The sequence below is a fragment of the Streptomyces sp. NPDC048142 genome (genome assembly GCF_043202835.1).
GTDB lineage: Bacteria > Actinomycetota > Actinomycetes > Streptomycetales > Streptomycetaceae > Streptomyces.
Map to the genome: position 1 here is coordinate 415862 of NZ_JBIDBC010000003.1, position 15373 is coordinate 431234.

Here is a 15373-nt window from a genome sequence, read left to right on the forward strand (position 1 = left end):
ACGGAGGAGACAACCCAGCAGCCAGCTGGACTCCACCTCCAAGCCCGGCCCTTCAAGGCCGGGCCAAGTTGACGAACGCCCATGTCCTCGTGACGCATGGCGTCTGACTGCGGCACCGCGGGGTCACGGAGATCAGCCTGCCCGCGTTGCGCCGCCAGCGCCTGGTCAGGAGTGCGTTCCGGACGGCCGGCCCGTCAGGCCCGGGTCAGTCGAACGCGTACGCCTCGACCTCGGACAGATAGCGCGCCCGGCGCTCCTCGTCGTGGTCGAGGAAGGCCGCCTCGAAGGAGTTGCGGGCGAGGGTGCGCAGCTGTTCCCGGTCCAGGCCGAGCGCGTCGCGCACGGCGTCGAAGTTGTCCCCGGCGTAGCCGCCGAAGTAGGCGGGGTCGTCGGAGTTGACCGTGCAGAGGAGTCCGGCGTCCATCATCCGGGGCAGCGGATGGTCCGCCAGCGTGTCGACCGTGCGCAGCCTCACGTTGGAGAGCGGGCAGAGTGTGAGCGGCACCCGGTCGGCGACCAGCCGCTTCACCAGCTCCGGGTCCTCCAGGCAGCGCAGCCCGTGGTCGACGCGCTCGACGCCGAGGACGTCCAGGGCCTGACTGATGTATTCCGGCGGGCCCTCCTCCCCGGCGTGGGCCACCTTGCGCAGACCGAGGGCGGTGGCCTCCTCGTACACCTCACGGAACTTGGCGGGCGGGTGGCCGACCTCGGCGGAGTCCAGGCCGATCGCACTGATCCGGTGCAGATAGGGCTTGGCCGCGTCCAGGGTGCCGAGCGCCGCTTCGGCGGACAGGTCACGCAGGAAGCACATGATCAGCTGGGTGGAGACGCCGTGCTTCTCCTCGCTGCGCTCCAGCGCCCGGCCGAGGCCCTCGATGACCGTGCCGATCGGGATGCCCCGGGCGGTGTGGGCCTGCGGGTCGAAGAAGATCTCGGCGTGCCGGACGCCCTGGGCGGCGGCGCGGGTGAGGTAGGCGTCTGCGAGTTCGGCGAAGTCGTCCTCGGTGCGCAGGACGGCCATCAGGGCGTAGTAGAGGTCCAGGAAGGACTGGAGGTCCTCGAACTCGTAGGCGGCGCGCAGTTCGTCGGCTGTGGCGTACGGCAGGGCCACCCCGTTGCGCTCCGCGAGAGCGAAGGCCGGCTCGGGTTCGAGGGTGCCTTCGATGTGGAGGTGGAGTTCTGCCTTGGGGAGGTGCACGGTGTCTCGCAAACGGTGGTGCGGTTGTTGACGGTGCTGGTGTGGTTGTTGACGGTGTTGATGTGGTTGTTGACGGTGCTGGTGCGGTTGTCTCAGTGGTGGTGGCGGGTGGGGACCGGGACCCGGATCAGGTCCTGGGCGATGGTGAGTTCGCCGTCGAACCCGGCGGCGCGGGCCTGGGTCTCGAAGGGTTCCGGGTCGCTGTAGCGCTGGGAGAAGTGGGTCAGCACGAGGTGGCGCACGCCCGACTCCTTCGCCACCCGGGCGGCCTGTCCGGCGGTCAGGTGGCCGTGGTCGACGGCGAGCTTCTCGTCCTCGTCGAGGAAGGTCGACTCGATGACGAGCATGTCGCAGCCCTCGGCGAGCGCGTACACCCCGTCGCAGAGCCGGGTGTCCATGACGAACGCGAACCGCTGCCCCCGCCGGTGCTCGGAGACCTGCTCCAGGGTGACGCCACCGAGGGCGCCCGTGCGCTGGAGGCGGCCGACGTCCGGACCGGCGATGCCGTGCTCCTTGAGGAGGGCGGGCAGCATGCGGCGGGTGTCGGGCTCGGTGAGGCGGTAGCCGTACGACTCGACGGGGTGCGAGAGCTTCGCGCTGTCCAGGGTGTACGCGGGGGTGGCGGCGAGGACTCCGCCGGCTCCGGCGACCGGGGCCCGGTTCAGCTCGACGGTCTCGCGGTAAGCGGTGGCGTACCGCAGCCGGTCGAAGAAGTGCTGCCCGCTGGCCGGGTAGTGCGCGGTCACCGGGTGCGGCACCTGGTCGAGGTTGATCCGCTGGATCACCCCGGCGAGCCCGAGGGAGTGGTCGCCGTGGAAGTGGGTGATACAGATCCGGTGGATGTCGTGCGCGGCGACCCCGGCCCGCAGCATCTGGCGCTGGGTGCCCTCGCCGGGATCGAAGAGGATGCCCTCGCCGTCCCAGCGCAGCAGATAGCCGTTGTGGTTGCGGTGCCGGGTGGGGACCTGACTGGCGGTGCCGAGCACCACCAGCTCGCGTACGGACATGGGGGAGGCTCCGTTATCCGGGAGGCCACTGGAGGCCGCGGCCGCCCAGGACGTGGGCGTGCGCGTGGAAGACGGTCTGGCCGGCGCCGGAGCCCGTGTTGAGGATGATCCGGTAGCCGCTGTCGACGACCTTCTCGTCGGCGGCGACCGCTCCGGCCTCGCGCAGCACGTCCGCGGCGATCTGCGGCTCGGCGGCGGCGAGGGAGGCCGCGTCCGGGTAGTGGACCTTGGGGATGACCAGAACGTGGGTCGGGGCCTGCGGGTTGATGTCGCGGAAGGCGACGGTGGTCCCGCTCTCGCGGACGATGGTCGCCGGGATCTCTCCCGAGACGATCTTGCAGAACAGGCAGTCGGGCTGCGGCTCTCCCGCCATGGCCGGGCCTCCTCGTCGCTGGTGATCAGTTACACGGGCATGCTATCGCCGGACCCCGCGCCACCGGGGCCGTCCGGCCCGGGGTCACCCCCAGCGCCCCGTACGTCCCAGCAGCAGCGCGGTCGCGGCCGTCCCCGCGGTGGACGTACGCAGCACGCTGCGGCCGAGACGGTAGGGGCGGGCGCCCGCCTCGGCGAAGGCCGCCAGTTCCTGCGGTGAGACGCCGCCTTCCGGTCCGACGACGAGCACGATGGAGCCGGTGGCGGGGAGTTCGGCGGTGGCGAGCGGCGTGCTGTCGTGGTCGCGGTCCTCGTGGAGGACCCCGGCGAAGTCGGCGTCGGCGAGCAGCGCGGCGACCTGCTTGGTCGTCAGCGCGTCGGACACCTCGGGGAAGCGCACCCGGCGGGACTGCTTGCCCGCCTCCCTCGCCGTACTGCGCCACTTCGTCAGGGCCTTGGCGCCCCGCTCGCCCTTCCACTGGGTGATGCAGCGGGCCGCCTGCCAGGGCACGATCGCGTCGACGCCGGTCTCGGTCATCGTCTCGACGGCCAGCTCGCCCCGGTCGCCCTTGGGGAGCGCCTGGACGACGGTGATCCGGGGTTCTGGCTCCGGCTCCTCCTGGACGGCCGCGCGGACGGTGACGGTGAGCCGGTCCTTGCCCTCGGCGGCGCGCACGACGCCGTCCGCCCAGTGGCCGAGGCCGTCGGTGAGGACGAGCTCCTCACCGGGCTTGAGCCGCTTGACGGAGACGGCGTGCCGCCCTTCGGTTCCCTCCAGGACGAACTCCGGCCCGGTGGGCATCCGCTCGACGACGAAGACCGGTGCGGTCACCGGGGGCTCCTCATGCTCAGGGCCGTCCGGGCGGCCTCCAGTTCGGCGGCGAGCAGTTCGATCAGCTCGCCGGCGGGCAGTTCGCGGGCCATCCGGTGGCCCTGTCCGGCCCACAGGGCCATGCCCTGGGCGTCCCCGGCCTTGGCGGCGGCCCGGCGCAGCCCGCTGGTGACGTAGTGGACCTGGGGGTAGGCGGCGGGGGCGTACGGGCCGTGTTCGCGGACGAAGCGGTTGACCAGGCCGCGGGCGGGCCGCCCGGAGAAGGCGCGGGTCAGCTCGGTGCGGACGAACAGCGGGTTGGTCAGGGCCTGCTTGTGCAGCAGGTGCGCCCCGGACTCCGGGCAGACCAGGAAGGCGGTGCCGAGCTGGGCGGCGTCCGCGCCCGCCGCGAGGACGGCGGCGATCTGTGCGCCGCGCATCAGGCCGCCGGCGGCGATGATCGGGATCTGCACGGTCTCGCGGACCTGGGCGATGAGGGAGAGCAGTCCGGTGCCGGTGTGGCCGGCCTGCGGGTCGTCGCGGTGGGTGGACTGGTGGCCGCCCGCCTCGATGCCCTGGACGCAGACGGTGTCGGCGCCCGCCCACTGGGCGCTCTGGGCCTCCTCGGCCGAGGTGACCGTGACGATGGTGTGCGTCCCGGCCCTGGCGAAGGCGTCGAGGGTGTCGCGGGTGGGGCAGCCGAAGGCGAAGGAGACGACCGGAACCGGGTCCTCCAGCAGGATCGCGACCTTCGCCTCGTAAGCGTCGTCGCCGCTGCTGTCCGGGTCGCCGAGCGGGGTCTCGTACCAGGCGGCCTCGCCCGCGAGCTGGTGGCGGTAGACCTCGACGGCGCTGGGGTCGGCGAGTACGGGCTGCGGCATGAAGAGGTTGACGCCGAACGGCCGGCCGGTGAGCCGGCGCAGCTGTTTGATCTCGTTGTACATCCCGTCCGCCGTTTTGTACCCGGCGGCCAGGAATCCGAGCCCGCCGGCATCGGCGACGGCCCCGGCGAGCTGGGGTCCGGACGCGCCGCCCGCCATCGGGGCCTGCACGATCGGATACCGGCAGAGATCGGTCAACTCGGAGGACATGACCGCATCGTGCCACGTGCCCGTGCACGGAGCCGAATCAGCCAGCCGGCAGCCTGACCGGTTCTCCCGCTGTACGCAGCACCGCCCGCCGGTACAGAACCGGCGGGCGGTGCGGTGAAAGGGGGAAAGCGGTTCAGCGACCGTTGAACGCGTCCTTCAGCCGGGAGAAGAGCCCCTGCTGACCTGGCTGGAACTGACCCAGGGGCCGCTCCTCGCCGCGCAGCTTGGAGAACTCCCGCAGCAGCCGCTCCTGTTCCGCGTCGAGCTTGGAGGGGGTCATCACCTCGACGTGCACGATCAGGTCGCCCCGGCCGCCACCGCGCAGATGCGTGATCCCGCGCCCGTGCAGGGGCACGGACTGGCCGGACTGGGTGCCGGGCCGGATGTCGATCTCCTCCACGCCGTCCAGCGTCTCCAGCGGGCACTTGGTGCCGAGGGCCGCGGCCGTCATGGGGATGGTGACCGTACAGTGCAGGTCGTCGCCGCGCCGCTGGAAGACGGCGTGCGGCAGCTCGTGGATCTCCACGTACAGATCGCCGGGCGGGCCGCCGCCGGGGCCGACCTCGCCCTCACCGGCGAGCTGGATGCGGGTGCCGTTGTCGACGCCCGCGGGGATCTTGACCGTGAGCGTGCGCCGGGAGCGGATGCGGCCGTCGCCGGCGCACTCCGGGCAGGGGGTGGGCACGACCGTGCCGAAGCCCTGGCACTGCGGGCAGGGCCGCGAGGTCATGACCTGGCCCAGGAAGGACCGGGTGACCTGCGAGACCTCGCCGCGGCCGCGGCACATGTCACAGGTCTGGGCCGAGGTGCCGGGGGCCGCGCCCTCGCCGCTGCAGGTGTTGCAGACGACGGCCGTGTCGACCTGGATGTCCTTGGTGGTGCCGAAGGCCGCCTCGTTGAGGTCGATCTCCAGCCGGATCATGGCGTCCTGGCCGCGCCGGGTCCGCGAGCGGGGCCCGCGCTGCGCGGCGTTGCCGAAGAACGCGTCCATGATGTCGGAGAAGTTACCGAAGCCGCCGGCTCCGAAACCGCCCGCGCCACCGCCGCCACCGCCGTTGGCGGAGAGCGGGTCACCGCCGAGGTCGAAGACCTGCTTCTTCTGCGGGTCCGACAGCACCTCGTAAGCGGCGTTGATCTCCTTGAACCGCTCCTGGGTCTTCGGGTCCGGGTTGACATCCGGGTGCAGCTCGCGGGCGAGCCGACGGAATGCCTTCTTGATCTCGTCCTGAGATGCGTCGCGGCGCACGCCGAGTACGGCGTAGTAGTCCGTGGCCACTTACGACTCCGCCAGGATCTGTCCGACGTAACGTGCCACTGCGCGTACCGCTCCCATCGTTCCGGGGTAGTCCATGCGGGTCGGTCCGACCACGCCGAGTTTGGCGACTGCCTCGTCGCCCGAACCGTAGCCGACCGCGACGACGGACGTGGAGTTGAGCCCCTCGTGGGCGTTCTCGTGCCCGATTCGTACGGTCATGCCGGAGTCCGTTGCCTCACCGAGCAGCTTCAGCAGGACGACCTGTTCCTCCAGTGCTTCCAGCACCGGCCGGATCATCACCGGGAAGTCGTGTCCGAAGCGGGTGAGATTGGAGGTGCCGCCGATCATCAGCCGCTCCTCCGTCTCCTCGACCAGGGTTTCGAGGAGGGTGGAAAGAACCGTGGAAACCGTCCCCCGGTCCTCGCTGTCGAAAGATTCCGGCAGCTCCTGCACCAGCCGCGGGACATCCGCGAAGCGGCGTCCGACGACCCGGCTGTTGAGCCGGGCCCGCAGATCCGCGAGCGATGCCTCGCCGAACGGGGCAGGACAGTCGATCATACGCTGTTCGACCCGGCCGGTGTCCGTGATCAGGACGAGCATCAGCCGGGCGGGGGCGAGCGCCAGCAGTTCCACGTGCCGCACCGTCGAGCGGGTCAGCGAGGGGTACTGCACGACGGCGACCTGCCGGGTCAGCTGCGCGAGCAGCCGCACCGTCCGGCCGACCACGTCGTCGAGGTCGACCGCGCCGTCGAGGAAGTTCTGGATGGCCCGGCGCTCGGGTGAGGACAGCGGCTTGACGCCCGCGAGCCTGTCGACGAAGAGGCGGTACCCCTTGTCGGTGGGGATGCGGCCCGCGCTCGTGTGCGGCTGGGCGATGAAGCCCTCGTCCTCCAGCACCGCCATGTCGTTGCGGACGGTGGCCGGGGAGACCCCCAGCCGGTGCCGCTCGGTCAGCGCCTTGGAGCCGACGGGCTCCTCGGTGCCGACGTAGTCCTGGACGATGGCGCGCAGCACTTCGAGTCTGCGTTCGCTGAGCATCGCGCACACCTCCAGCTGTTTTCCTCCGGATCTCTCCGGTATCCGACTGGCACTCGGTACGTTCGAGTGCCAGCAATCCCCGCGGCCAGTGTACGGGGGTGGGGTGGGGCCGGGGCAAGGGCGACCGGCCCGCTCCCCCGAGACCGCGCAGGTCGTTGCCGATAGCGTCGTGGTATGGACGTCTCTTGGGAAGACTTCGGCTGGGAGCGGTTGGGCAACGGTATCGGCAGACGGCGGCTCCCGGGCTGGGACGCCACCGTCGCGCTGGTCGCCGGGCCGGACGGCGTACTGCTGTACGACACGGGCTCCACGCTGCGCGAGGGCGTGGAACTGCGGCGGCAGGCCGAGGCGCTGCTCGGGCGGAGAGTGACGCATATCGCACTGAGTCACCCGCATTTCGATCATGTGCTGGGCACGGCCGCGTTCGCCGGGGCGCAGGTGTACGGGGCGGTGGGCGTCGGGGCCCTGCTGCGGGACGGGGCCGAGGAGCTGTGCGCCTCGTCGGTGCGTCACGGGGTCCCGGAGGACGAGGCTGCCCGGTCGGTGGACACGCTGGTGGTCCCGCACCACGAGGTGTGCGGCGACTGGACGCTCGACCTGGGCGGCGGCCGGCAGGTGCTGCTGGCGAACGTGGGCCCCGGGCACAGCGGCCATGACCTCGCGGCGCTGGTGCCGGGCACGGACGGCGAGCCTCCGGTGGTGTTCTGCGGCGACCTGGTCGAGGAGTCCGGCGAGCCGCAGGCGGGCCGGGACGCGATCGCCTCGCGCTGGCCGGCCGCGCTGGAGAGGCTGCTGGCGCTGGGCGGCGAGGACGCGCTGTACGTACCGGGGCACGGTGCCGTGGTGGACGCGGCGTTCGTGCGGGCGCAGCGGGCGTCGCTGGCGGAGCGGTTCGAGGTGGACCTCGACGAGAGGTGAACCCCGGTGGGACCTCTGGACCACATAGGAACGTTCCGGGGTGATCCAGGGTCGTCACCGGGGCGTCCCGGTGATCATGGCCGGGTCCGCGACGCCCCGGGCGGGCGCGGCGAATATCGTCGAGCCATGCGCAGCTACCAGCCGGACCTGACCCCGCCGTGGAAGCGGTCCGCCCCCGTGCCCGAGGTGCCCGCCGAACCCGATCTGGTCGTGGAGGAGATCGCCACCGGCTTCTGCGGGGCGGTGATCCGCTGCGAGAAGACGGCCCAGGGGCCGACGGTGACCCTGGAGGACCGCTTCGGCAAGCACCGGGTGTTCCCGATGGAGCCGCGCGGTTTCCTGCTGGAGGGCAAGGTCGTCACGCTGGTGCGGCCGGGCCCCGGCGGTCCCGTGCGTCCCACCCGTACGGCATCCGGTTCGGTGGCGGTGCCCGGGGCGCGGGCCCGGGTGGCGCGGGCCGGGCGGATCTATGTGGAGGGCCGGCACGACGCGGAGCTGGTGGAGCGGGTGTGGGGCGACGACCTGCGGATCGAGGGCGTGGTCGTGGAGTACCTGGAGGGCGTGGACGACCTTCCGGCGATCGTCGGGGAGTTCGCGCCGGGGCCGGACGCCCGGCTGGGGGTGCTGGTGGACCATCTGGTGCCCGGATCCAAGGAGTCCCGGATCGCCGAGCGGGTGACCGGCGCGCATGTGCTGGTGGTGGGGCACCCGTACATCGACGTGTGGGAGGCGGTGAAGCCGTCGTCGGTGGGGATCGGTGCCTGGCCGGTGGTGCCGAGGGGGCAGGACTGGAAGACGGGCGTGTGCCGGGCGCTGGGGTGGCCGGAGAACACCGGGGCGGCCTGGCAGCACATCCTGTCCAGGGTCCGCAGCTACAAGGACCTCGAACCCCAACTGCTGGGCCGGGTGGAGGAATTGATCGACTTCGTCACCCTTCCGGACTGATTCCGAGGTCTGGTCCGGCCTGATCCAGGTCTGATCCAGGTCTGGTCCGGGGTCTGGTCCGGGGTCTGGTCCGGGGTCTGGTCCGGGCCGGCCGAAGAGGATCACGTGCCGATCCCTATGAATGCCCGCGTCCCACCCGCACCATCGGTTTTCGAGGGGGGAGAACGGGCAAGCGGTCCACGGGCCGAGAGGTTACGGGGAGCCGGAGGGCTCACGGGGGAAGGCGCGGGGCGATGGTGCGCGGGACGTGGCAGGAAAGCGCGGACAACGAGGCGGCCTCGGCCGTCTTCCACCTGATGCAGCAGCTGATCGACCGGTACCGGGTCAACCGGCCGGTGATGCCGCTCGTGGTGGCCCAGGCGGCGGACGCCGGGGCCGGGCCGGAGATCGACGCCCGGGTGGAGCAGATCGTCCACCAGGTGCACCGGGCCAACGAGCTGCGCCGGGTGCCGGTGCGGCTGCTGGAGGGCGAGGGGGCCACCCCGTACGAGGCGGCGCTCGACATGGTGCGCACCCTCTCCGGGAAGCCGTGGGAGACCCGCGAGAACACCCAGTACAAGACCTTCGCCTTTCCCCGCTCCCGGCTGCTCGGGGCGATCGAGCAGGCCACCGCGACAGTGGTCGAGCAGTCCGACGGGAACACTTCCGAGGTGCGTGAGGAAAGGATTCTGGAGCAGCTGAGCCGGCTGCGCTGGCGGTCCGGCCGGCCGCGCCGGGGCACCCGGTGGGAGACGCTGCGGCAGTCGGTGCGGCCCGAGACGTTCATCGGCGCGCTCTTCATCACCCTGCTCAGCGTGCTGCTCGGGGAGATCGGCTGGCTGCTGACGGTGCTGGTGGCGGCCGTCGCGCTGCTCGGGCTCGTCGTGGTGAGCCTGGCGAGCCGGGCCGCGCCGCCGCTGCTGTGGCTGCGCCGGGCCAGCCGGTGGCTGGCCACCACCTCGTCCCTGGCCGCGTCCAGCACCGGCCACCCCTCGGACGGCTGGTCGTGGTTCTCGCCGAGCGGTTCGTGGCGGGTGATCCGGGCGCGGGCGGCGGCGGTCGCGGAGCGGGTGGCGGACGCGGGGGCGGGCGACGAGCACGCCCGCCAGTTCCATCTGGAGCTGCGGGTGCAGGCGTTGCTGGAGGACCTGCGGCACAACTACCGCCCGCGCTCCCTGGACTGGCGGCGCAGCAAGCGCACGGTCCCGCCGGTGGTGCTCCTGCCCCGGGCCACGCAGGACAACGGCGGCATCCTGCTGATCAACGCGATCAACAACGTACGGTCGCGGCGCAGCGAGGTGGATCCGCTGCTGCTGCTCGCCTCGCTGCCGGCCCCGGAGATCATGCGGCACACCCCGCCGCTGCCCCCGGAGCGGCCGGGTCCGGGTGCGTCGGCCGGTTCCTCGGGGGCTCGGGCCCGCTACGAACGCTGGGTCGACGATCTGAGTCTGGGCCAGTCGCCGGTGGCGGCCGCGACCCTGGCGTGGGTGCTGCTGCTCCCGCTGTCCACCGAGAAACTGACCCATGAGCACGCGCACGCGCAGCTCGTCACCCACCGGGTGCGGCGGACCTGGGCGTGGTGGGTGATGTCGCGGGCGAGCATCGCCGTGCTCGTCGTGGGCAGTCTGCTGGGGGCGTTCCTGTGGGCCGGGCACTGGCGCGATACGTACTGCCACGGGCCGCTGACCGACCGCAGCACGGACGCGGTCCGGGCCGGTCCCGAGGGCGGCCGGGAGTGCGTCGGGGTGGCGACCGCGCCCGAGGTGTTCTTCGCCCGGGGCAACGCTCTGGAGCTGAACGGGGCCGGGAAGGGCATCACGTTCGAACGGATCGAGCAGGCGATCCGCGAGGAGAACGACGACATCGAGCCGGGCGACGCGTATGTGACGGTCGTGTACGCCGGTCCGCTCACCGCCACGGGCAGGAACCGGGAGGCGACCCGCAAGGGCCTGGAGGAGCTGACCGGCGTCTATCTCCAGCAGCACGCGGTGAACAAGACCGTGGGCCGGTCGGTGAAGCTGCGGGTGCTGACCGCCAACGGCGGTGAGGGCATGCTGCGGCAGATCACCGCCGTACGGAAGATCATCGAGGTGGCCCGGCGGGACCCGTCGGTGGTCGGGGTGGTCGGTCTGGGCCGCAACACCTACGAGAGCGACGACGCGACGGGGCTGCTGCGCGATGCGGGGCTGCCGCTGGTGAACACGACGAACTCCAGCGGCGATCTGCCCCGCCGGTTCCCCAACTACTTCGGCCTCGCGGCGACGGACGAGGAGCAGACGTACGCGCTCGGGCTGGTCGCCCGGCAGGTCGCCGAGGAGCTGGACCGCCCGCACGCGATCGTGCTGTCGCGCGGGGACCGTAACGGGGATCTGGACCGGTACACCGCCGAGCAGCGGGCCGCGGGCAAGAAGATGCTGCGGACGTCGGGCTTCTCGCTGGGCCGGGACGTGTCCTACGACCTCGCCGGCGGGGCGAGTCTGAACGCCCCGCTGACCAGCATCTGCCAGGCCGAGCGGGTCCCGGACGCGCTGTATTTCGCGGGGCGCGTCGAGGACGTGCCGACGCTGATGGCGGGTCTGTCGGGCACCACCGGGTGCTCGGACCGGAGGATGACGGTGTTCACCGGGGACGATCTGGCGAAGGGCACGTTCGACGACAGCACGTCCATTGCGGCGAACGTCACGCTCTACCACAGCTCGCTCGCCCCGCTGGACCGGGGAAAGAACCTCGGTTTCTACGGGGACGCCTACCGCACGCTGCGGGCGCTGCACCCCGACGGGGAGATCGCCGCCATGGCCTCGGGGCGTCCGGCGTACGAGGACGAGCTGTTCGCCAGTGGGCAGACCGTCATCTCCTACAGCGCGACGGCGGCCCTGTACGACGCGGCGGCGCGCGGCGACAAGCGCCGGAGCGCGGCGGAGACGTGGGCGACGCTGCACACGGTGGACCTCAACAACATGCCCACGGGGACGATCTCGTTCAGCCGGGCGAGATCCTCGGTCTCCGACAACGTGCACGGTCTCAACATCGTCAAGGTGGTCCGCCCCGGGCCGAGCGCCGAGCGGACCCATGTCTGCGGCAAGCCCGCCGGGGTCGCGCCGCCGCTGACGGCGAAGGACTGCAAGCCGTGAGGCCCCGCGTCCGGCTCAGTCGACCAGGTCGCGGACGACGGCGTCGGCCAGGAGCCGCCCGCGCAGGGTGAGGACCGCGCGGTTCTTCCCGTACGGTTCCGGGTCCAGCAGCCCGTCGGTCAGGGCGCGGCGGGAGGCGGCGAGGCCGTCGGGTTTCAGGAGGTCCAGCGGGCAGCCCTCGCGCAGCCGCAGCTCCAGCAGGATCCGCTCGACCCGGCGGTCCTCCTGGCCGAGGATCTCGCGGCCGGCGCCGGGCGAGCGGCCCTCGGAGAGCGCCTGGGCGTAGGCGCCGGGGTGCTTCACGTTCCACCAGCGGACCCCGCCGACGTGGCTGTGGGCGCCGGGTCCCGCGCCCCACCAGTCGGCGCCGCGCCAGTACAGCTCGTTGTGCAGGCAGCGGCCGGCCTCGGTGGTGGCCCAGTTGGAGACCTCGTACCAGTCGAAGCCGGCGGCGGCGAAGGCCTCGTCCGCGATGAGATAGCGGTCGGCGTGCGCGTCGTCGTCGGTCATCGGGATCTCGCCGCGCCGGATGCGGCGGGCGAGCTGGGTGCCCTCCTCGATGATCAGGGCGTACGCGGATACGTGGTCGGGGCCCGCACCGATCGCGGCGTCCAGGGTGGCCCGCCAGTCGTCGTCGGACTCGCCGGGGGTGCCGTAGATCAGGTCGAGGTTGACGTGGTCGAAGCCCGCCGCGCGCGCCTCGGCGACGCAGGCCTCGGGGCGGCCGGGGGTGTGCGTGCGGTCCAGGATCTTCAGGACGTGCTGCTTGGCGCTCTGCATACCGAAGGAGACCCGGTTGAAGCCGCCCTCGCGCAGGGCGGAGAGATAGGCGGGGTCGACGGACTCCGGGTTGGCCTCGGTGGTGATCTCCGCGTCCTCGGCGAGCCCGAACTCGTCCCTGATCGCCGCCAGCATCGTCACGAGATCGGCGGCGGGCAGGAGCGTGGGGGTGCCGCCGCCGACGAAGACCGTGCGGACCGGGCGCGGGTCGTCGCCGAGGACCTTGCGGGCCTGGCGGACCTCTCCGATCAGGTGGGCGGCGTAGTTGTCGCGGGAGGCCAGCGCCCCGCCGGAGCCGCGCAGCTCGGTGGCGGTGTAGGTGTTGAAGTCGCAGTAGCCGCAGCGGGTGGCGCAGTACGGGACGTGCAGGTAGAAGCCGAGCGGGCGGTCGGCTGCGCCTTCCAGGGCGTGGCGGGGCAGCGCCCCGTCGTCGGGCACGGGCTCACCATCGGGCAGTACGGAAGGCATACCGTCCATTGTCGCTCGCCGTGGAGGCTTCCCCTACCGGGTCTCTTCTCCGCCTGTTCCGCACCCCGCGTGCGGCACCAGCAGGGCCACGTCGTCGGGGGCTGCTCGGCGAACTCGTGCACGGCCCGCCGGATCCGCTCGGCCGTCGCCTCGGCGGGCGGGGCGGCCGGACACGTGGGTGTCCGGACGCCCCGCCCGTGCACCCCGGGGCCGAGCCCCCGGGGCGGTTCGTGACAGGTCGTGACAGGTCCTGCGCCTCGCGTCTACGCCTCGCGCGAACCCGCGTACATCTCGTCGATGAGCCCCTGGTACTCCCGCTCGACGACCGGCCGCTTCAGCTTGAGGCTGGGGGTCAGCTCGCCGTGCTCGACGTCCAGGTCGCGCGGCAGGAGGCGGAACTTCTTGATGGTCTGCCAGCGCTGGAGGCCCTCGTTGAGGCGCTTGACGTACCCGTCGATCAGCTCGACGGTCTGCGGGGCGGCGACCACCTCCGCGTACGACTTGCCCTCCAGTCCGTTCTCGGCGGCCCAGCCGAGGACGGTGGGGCCGTCGAGCGCGATGAGCGCGGTGCAGAAGTTACGGTCCGCGCCGTGCACCAGGATGTTGGAGACGAACGGGCAGACCGCCTTGAACTGACCCTCGACCTCCGCCGGGGCGACGTACTTCCCGCCGGACGTCTTGATCAGGTCCTTCTTGCGGTCGGTGATGCGGAGGTAGCCGTCGACCGACAGCTCCCCGATGTCCCCGGTGTGGATCCAGCCGTCCGACTCCAGGACCTCTTCGGTCTTGTCGGGCAGCTTGTGGTAGCCCTCCATGACGCCGGGGCCGCGCAGCAGGATCTCGCCGTCGTCCGCGATGCGCACCTCGGTCCCGGGGAGCGGCTTGCCGACCGTGCCGGTGCGGTAGGCCTCACCCGGGTTGACGAAGGAGGCCGCGCTGGTCTCGGTGAGTCCGTAGCCCTCCAGGATGTGGACGCCCGCGCCCGCGAAGAAGTAGCCGATGTCCGGGGCGAGGGCGGCGGAGCCGGAGACGCAGGCGCGGAGCCGGCCGCCGAAGGCCTCGCGGATCTTGGAGTAGACGAGGGCGTCGGCGACCTTGTGCTTGGCGCCGAGCGCGAAGGGGACGGACGCCTTGCCGGTGCGGCGGAAGTTGTCCTGGGAGACCTTGGCGTACTCGCGGGCGACTCCGGCCGCCCACTGGAAGATCTTGTACTTGGCGCCGCCGCCCGCGCGGGCCTTGGAGGCGACCCCGTTGTAGACCTTCTCGAAGATCCGGGGCACGGCGGCCATGTAGGTCGGCTGGACCACCGGCAGGTTCTCGATGATCTTGTCGATGCGGCCGTCGACGGCGGTGACGTGGCCGACCTCGATCTGACCGGAGGTGAGGACCTTGCCGAAGACGTGGGCGAGCGGCAGCCAGAGGTACTGCACGTCGTCGGCGTTGATCAGCCCGGTCGAGACGGTGGCCTTGGCCATGTACGACCAGTTGTCGTGCGGCAGCCGTACACCCTTGGGGCGGCCGGTGGTGCCCGAGGTGTAGATCAGGGTGGCGAGCTGGTCGGCGGTGATCGCGGCGACCCGCTCGGTGACCGCGTCCGGGGTCTTGGCGAGGAGCTCGGCGCCCTGGGCCTCCAGCTCCGCGAGAGTGATGATCCAGCCCTCGGGGTCGTCCTCGGCGGGCTCGACGCCGGCCGGGTCGATGACCACGACATGGGCGAGGTCGGGCAGGTCGGCACGGGTCTCGCGGGCCTTGGCCAGCTGCTCGGCGTCCTCCGCGATGAGGATCCGGCTCTCGGAGTCGGCCAGGATGAACGCGGACTCCTCGGAGTTCGTGGAGGGGTAGATCGTCGTGGTCGCGGCGCCCGCGCACATCACCCCGAGGTCGATGAGGATCCACTCCACCCGGGTGGCCGAGGAGAGGGCGACCCGCTCCTCCGGCCGCACGCCGAGCGCGATCAGCCCGGCGGCGATCGCGTAGACCCGCTCCGCGGCCTGGTCCCAGCTCAGCGACTTCCAGTCATCGGGACCCTCGCCCGAGGCCGACGGCACCGGATAGCGGTACGCCTCCCCGTCCGGCGTCGCCGCCACGCGGTCGATGAAGAGGGCCGCCACGGAGGGCGGCCGGTTATCGATCAAGGTCTGTGTGTCGCTCACGACGTCCTCCGGGCCTGCGGCATTGCTACGACCGGCTTCTTTGATACGGGCGACTGCTGCTGTCCTGCTGCTGTCGTCCTACTGCTCTCGCCCTGGCACTGGTCCTGCTTGCTCTCGTCCTGCTTGCGCTCGTCCTGGCTCGACCTGCGCTCGTTCTGGCTCTCGTCCTGCGCTCGTCCTGCTGCGCAACCTGCTTGTTCGGCTTGTTTAACTGGCCGGTAACCATC

12 protein-coding genes are annotated in these 15373 nt (G+C 71.8%); 3 read left to right on the plus strand and 9 right to left on the minus strand.

Going from position 1 to position 15373, the window contains the following annotated elements:
* Positions 1-205: 205 nt before the first annotated feature.
* The 7 genes from ACGF2Y_RS06760 to hrcA form a co-directional block, all read right to left on the minus strand.
* Positions 206-1198 (minus strand): adenosine deaminase, encoded by a 993-nt coding sequence (locus ACGF2Y_RS06760; RefSeq protein WP_392943700.1) that lies wholly within the window; start codon positions 1196-1198, stop codon positions 206-208.
* Positions 1199-1290: 92 nt separating this feature from the next.
* Positions 1291-2205, minus strand: a complete 915-nt coding sequence (locus ACGF2Y_RS06765) for a ribonuclease Z (protein WP_392943609.1) — start codon at positions 2203-2205, stop codon at positions 1291-1293.
* Positions 2206-2218: 13 nt separating this feature from the next.
* Positions 2219-2578, minus strand: a complete 360-nt coding sequence (locus tag ACGF2Y_RS06770; protein WP_392943610.1) for a histidine triad nucleotide-binding protein — start codon at positions 2576-2578, stop codon at positions 2219-2221.
* Positions 2579-2662: 84 nt separating this feature from the next.
* Positions 2663-3409 carry a 16S rRNA (uracil(1498)-N(3))-methyltransferase gene (locus ACGF2Y_RS06775; protein WP_392943611.1) on the minus strand — a complete coding sequence of 249 codons (747 nt, stop codon included), beginning with the start codon at positions 3407-3409 and terminating at the stop codon, positions 2663-2665.
* Entirely contained in the window at positions 3406-4479 is a 1074-nt protein-coding gene (locus ACGF2Y_RS06780) for a nitronate monooxygenase (RefSeq protein ID WP_392943612.1), read from the minus strand. Before ACGF2Y_RS06780 ends, ACGF2Y_RS06775 begins: the two co-directional genes overlap by 4 nt.
* A gap of 133 nt (positions 4480-4612) precedes the next feature.
* A complete protein-coding gene (gene dnaJ / locus ACGF2Y_RS06785; protein ID WP_392943613.1) occupies positions 4613-5755 on the minus strand; it encodes a molecular chaperone DnaJ in 1143 nt (380 codons plus the stop codon).
* Positions 5756-6772, minus strand: coding sequence for a heat-inducible transcriptional repressor HrcA (hrcA, locus tag ACGF2Y_RS06790; protein ID WP_392943614.1), 1017 nt, complete (start codon positions 6770-6772; stop codon positions 5756-5758).
* A 174-nt stretch (positions 6773-6946) separates the two neighbouring features.
* Here hrcA and ACGF2Y_RS06795 point away from each other — a divergent pair, with 174 nt between their 5' ends.
* The 3 genes from ACGF2Y_RS06795 (at position 6947) to ACGF2Y_RS06805 (ending at position 11745) form a co-directional block, all read left to right on the plus strand.
* The gene (locus ACGF2Y_RS06795) at positions 6947-7690 is read left to right on the plus strand and encodes an MBL fold metallo-hydrolase (protein WP_392943615.1); all 744 of its coding nucleotides are present in this window, start codon (positions 6947-6949) and stop codon (positions 7688-7690) included.
* A 126-nt stretch (positions 7691-7816) separates the two neighbouring features.
* The gene (locus ACGF2Y_RS06800) at positions 7817-8635 is read left to right on the plus strand and encodes a DUF3097 domain-containing protein (protein ID WP_392943616.1); all 819 of its coding nucleotides are present in this window, start codon (positions 7817-7819) and stop codon (positions 8633-8635) included.
* Positions 8636-8868: 233 nt separating this feature from the next.
* On the plus strand, positions 8869-11745 hold the full coding sequence (locus ACGF2Y_RS06805) for a hypothetical protein (protein WP_392943617.1): 2877 nt from the start codon (positions 8869-8871) through the stop codon (positions 11743-11745).
* A gap of 15 nt (positions 11746-11760) precedes the next feature.
* On the opposite strand, the gene hemW is transcribed toward ACGF2Y_RS06805, so the two are convergent.
* Together hemW and ACGF2Y_RS06815 are read right to left on the minus strand one after the other, a co-directional pair.
* Positions 11761-13002, minus strand: coding sequence for a radical SAM family heme chaperone HemW (gene hemW / locus ACGF2Y_RS06810; RefSeq protein WP_392943618.1), 1242 nt, complete (start codon positions 13000-13002; stop codon positions 11761-11763).
* A gap of 254 nt (positions 13003-13256) precedes the next feature.
* Positions 13257-15146 (minus strand): AMP-dependent synthetase/ligase, encoded by a 1890-nt coding sequence (locus ACGF2Y_RS06815; RefSeq protein WP_392943619.1) that lies wholly within the window; start codon positions 15144-15146, stop codon positions 13257-13259.
* Between the last annotated feature and the right edge of the window lie 227 nt (positions 15147-15373).

Bases quoted from the DNA above. Each gene is read 5' to 3' on its own strand.
- ACGF2Y_RS06765 (WP_392943609.1), bottom strand. From the start codon at position 2,205: ATGTCCGTACGCGAGCTGGTGGTGCTCGGCACCGCCAGTCAGGTCCCC.
- ACGF2Y_RS06770 (WP_392943610.1), bottom strand. From the start codon at position 2,578: ATGGCGGGAGAGCCGCAGCCCGACTGCCTGTTCTGCAAGATCGTCTCG.
- ACGF2Y_RS06780 (WP_392943612.1), bottom strand. From the start codon at position 4,479: ATGTCCTCCGAGTTGACCGATCTCTGCCGGTATCCGATCGTGCAGGCC.
- hrcA (WP_392943614.1), bottom strand. From the start codon at position 6,772: ATGCTCAGCGAACGCAGACTCGAAGTGCTGCGCGCCATCGTCCAGGAC.
- ACGF2Y_RS06795 (WP_392943615.1), top strand. From the start codon at position 6,947: ATGGACGTCTCTTGGGAAGACTTCGGCTGGGAGCGGTTGGGCAACGGT.
- ACGF2Y_RS06800 (WP_392943616.1), top strand. From the start codon at position 7,817: ATGCGCAGCTACCAGCCGGACCTGACCCCGCCGTGGAAGCGGTCCGCC.
- ACGF2Y_RS06805 (WP_392943617.1), top strand. From the start codon at position 8,869: ATGGTGCGCGGGACGTGGCAGGAAAGCGCGGACAACGAGGCGGCCTCG.
- hemW (WP_392943618.1), bottom strand. From the start codon at position 13,002: ATGGACGGTATGCCTTCCGTACTGCCCGATGGTGAGCCCGTGCCCGAC.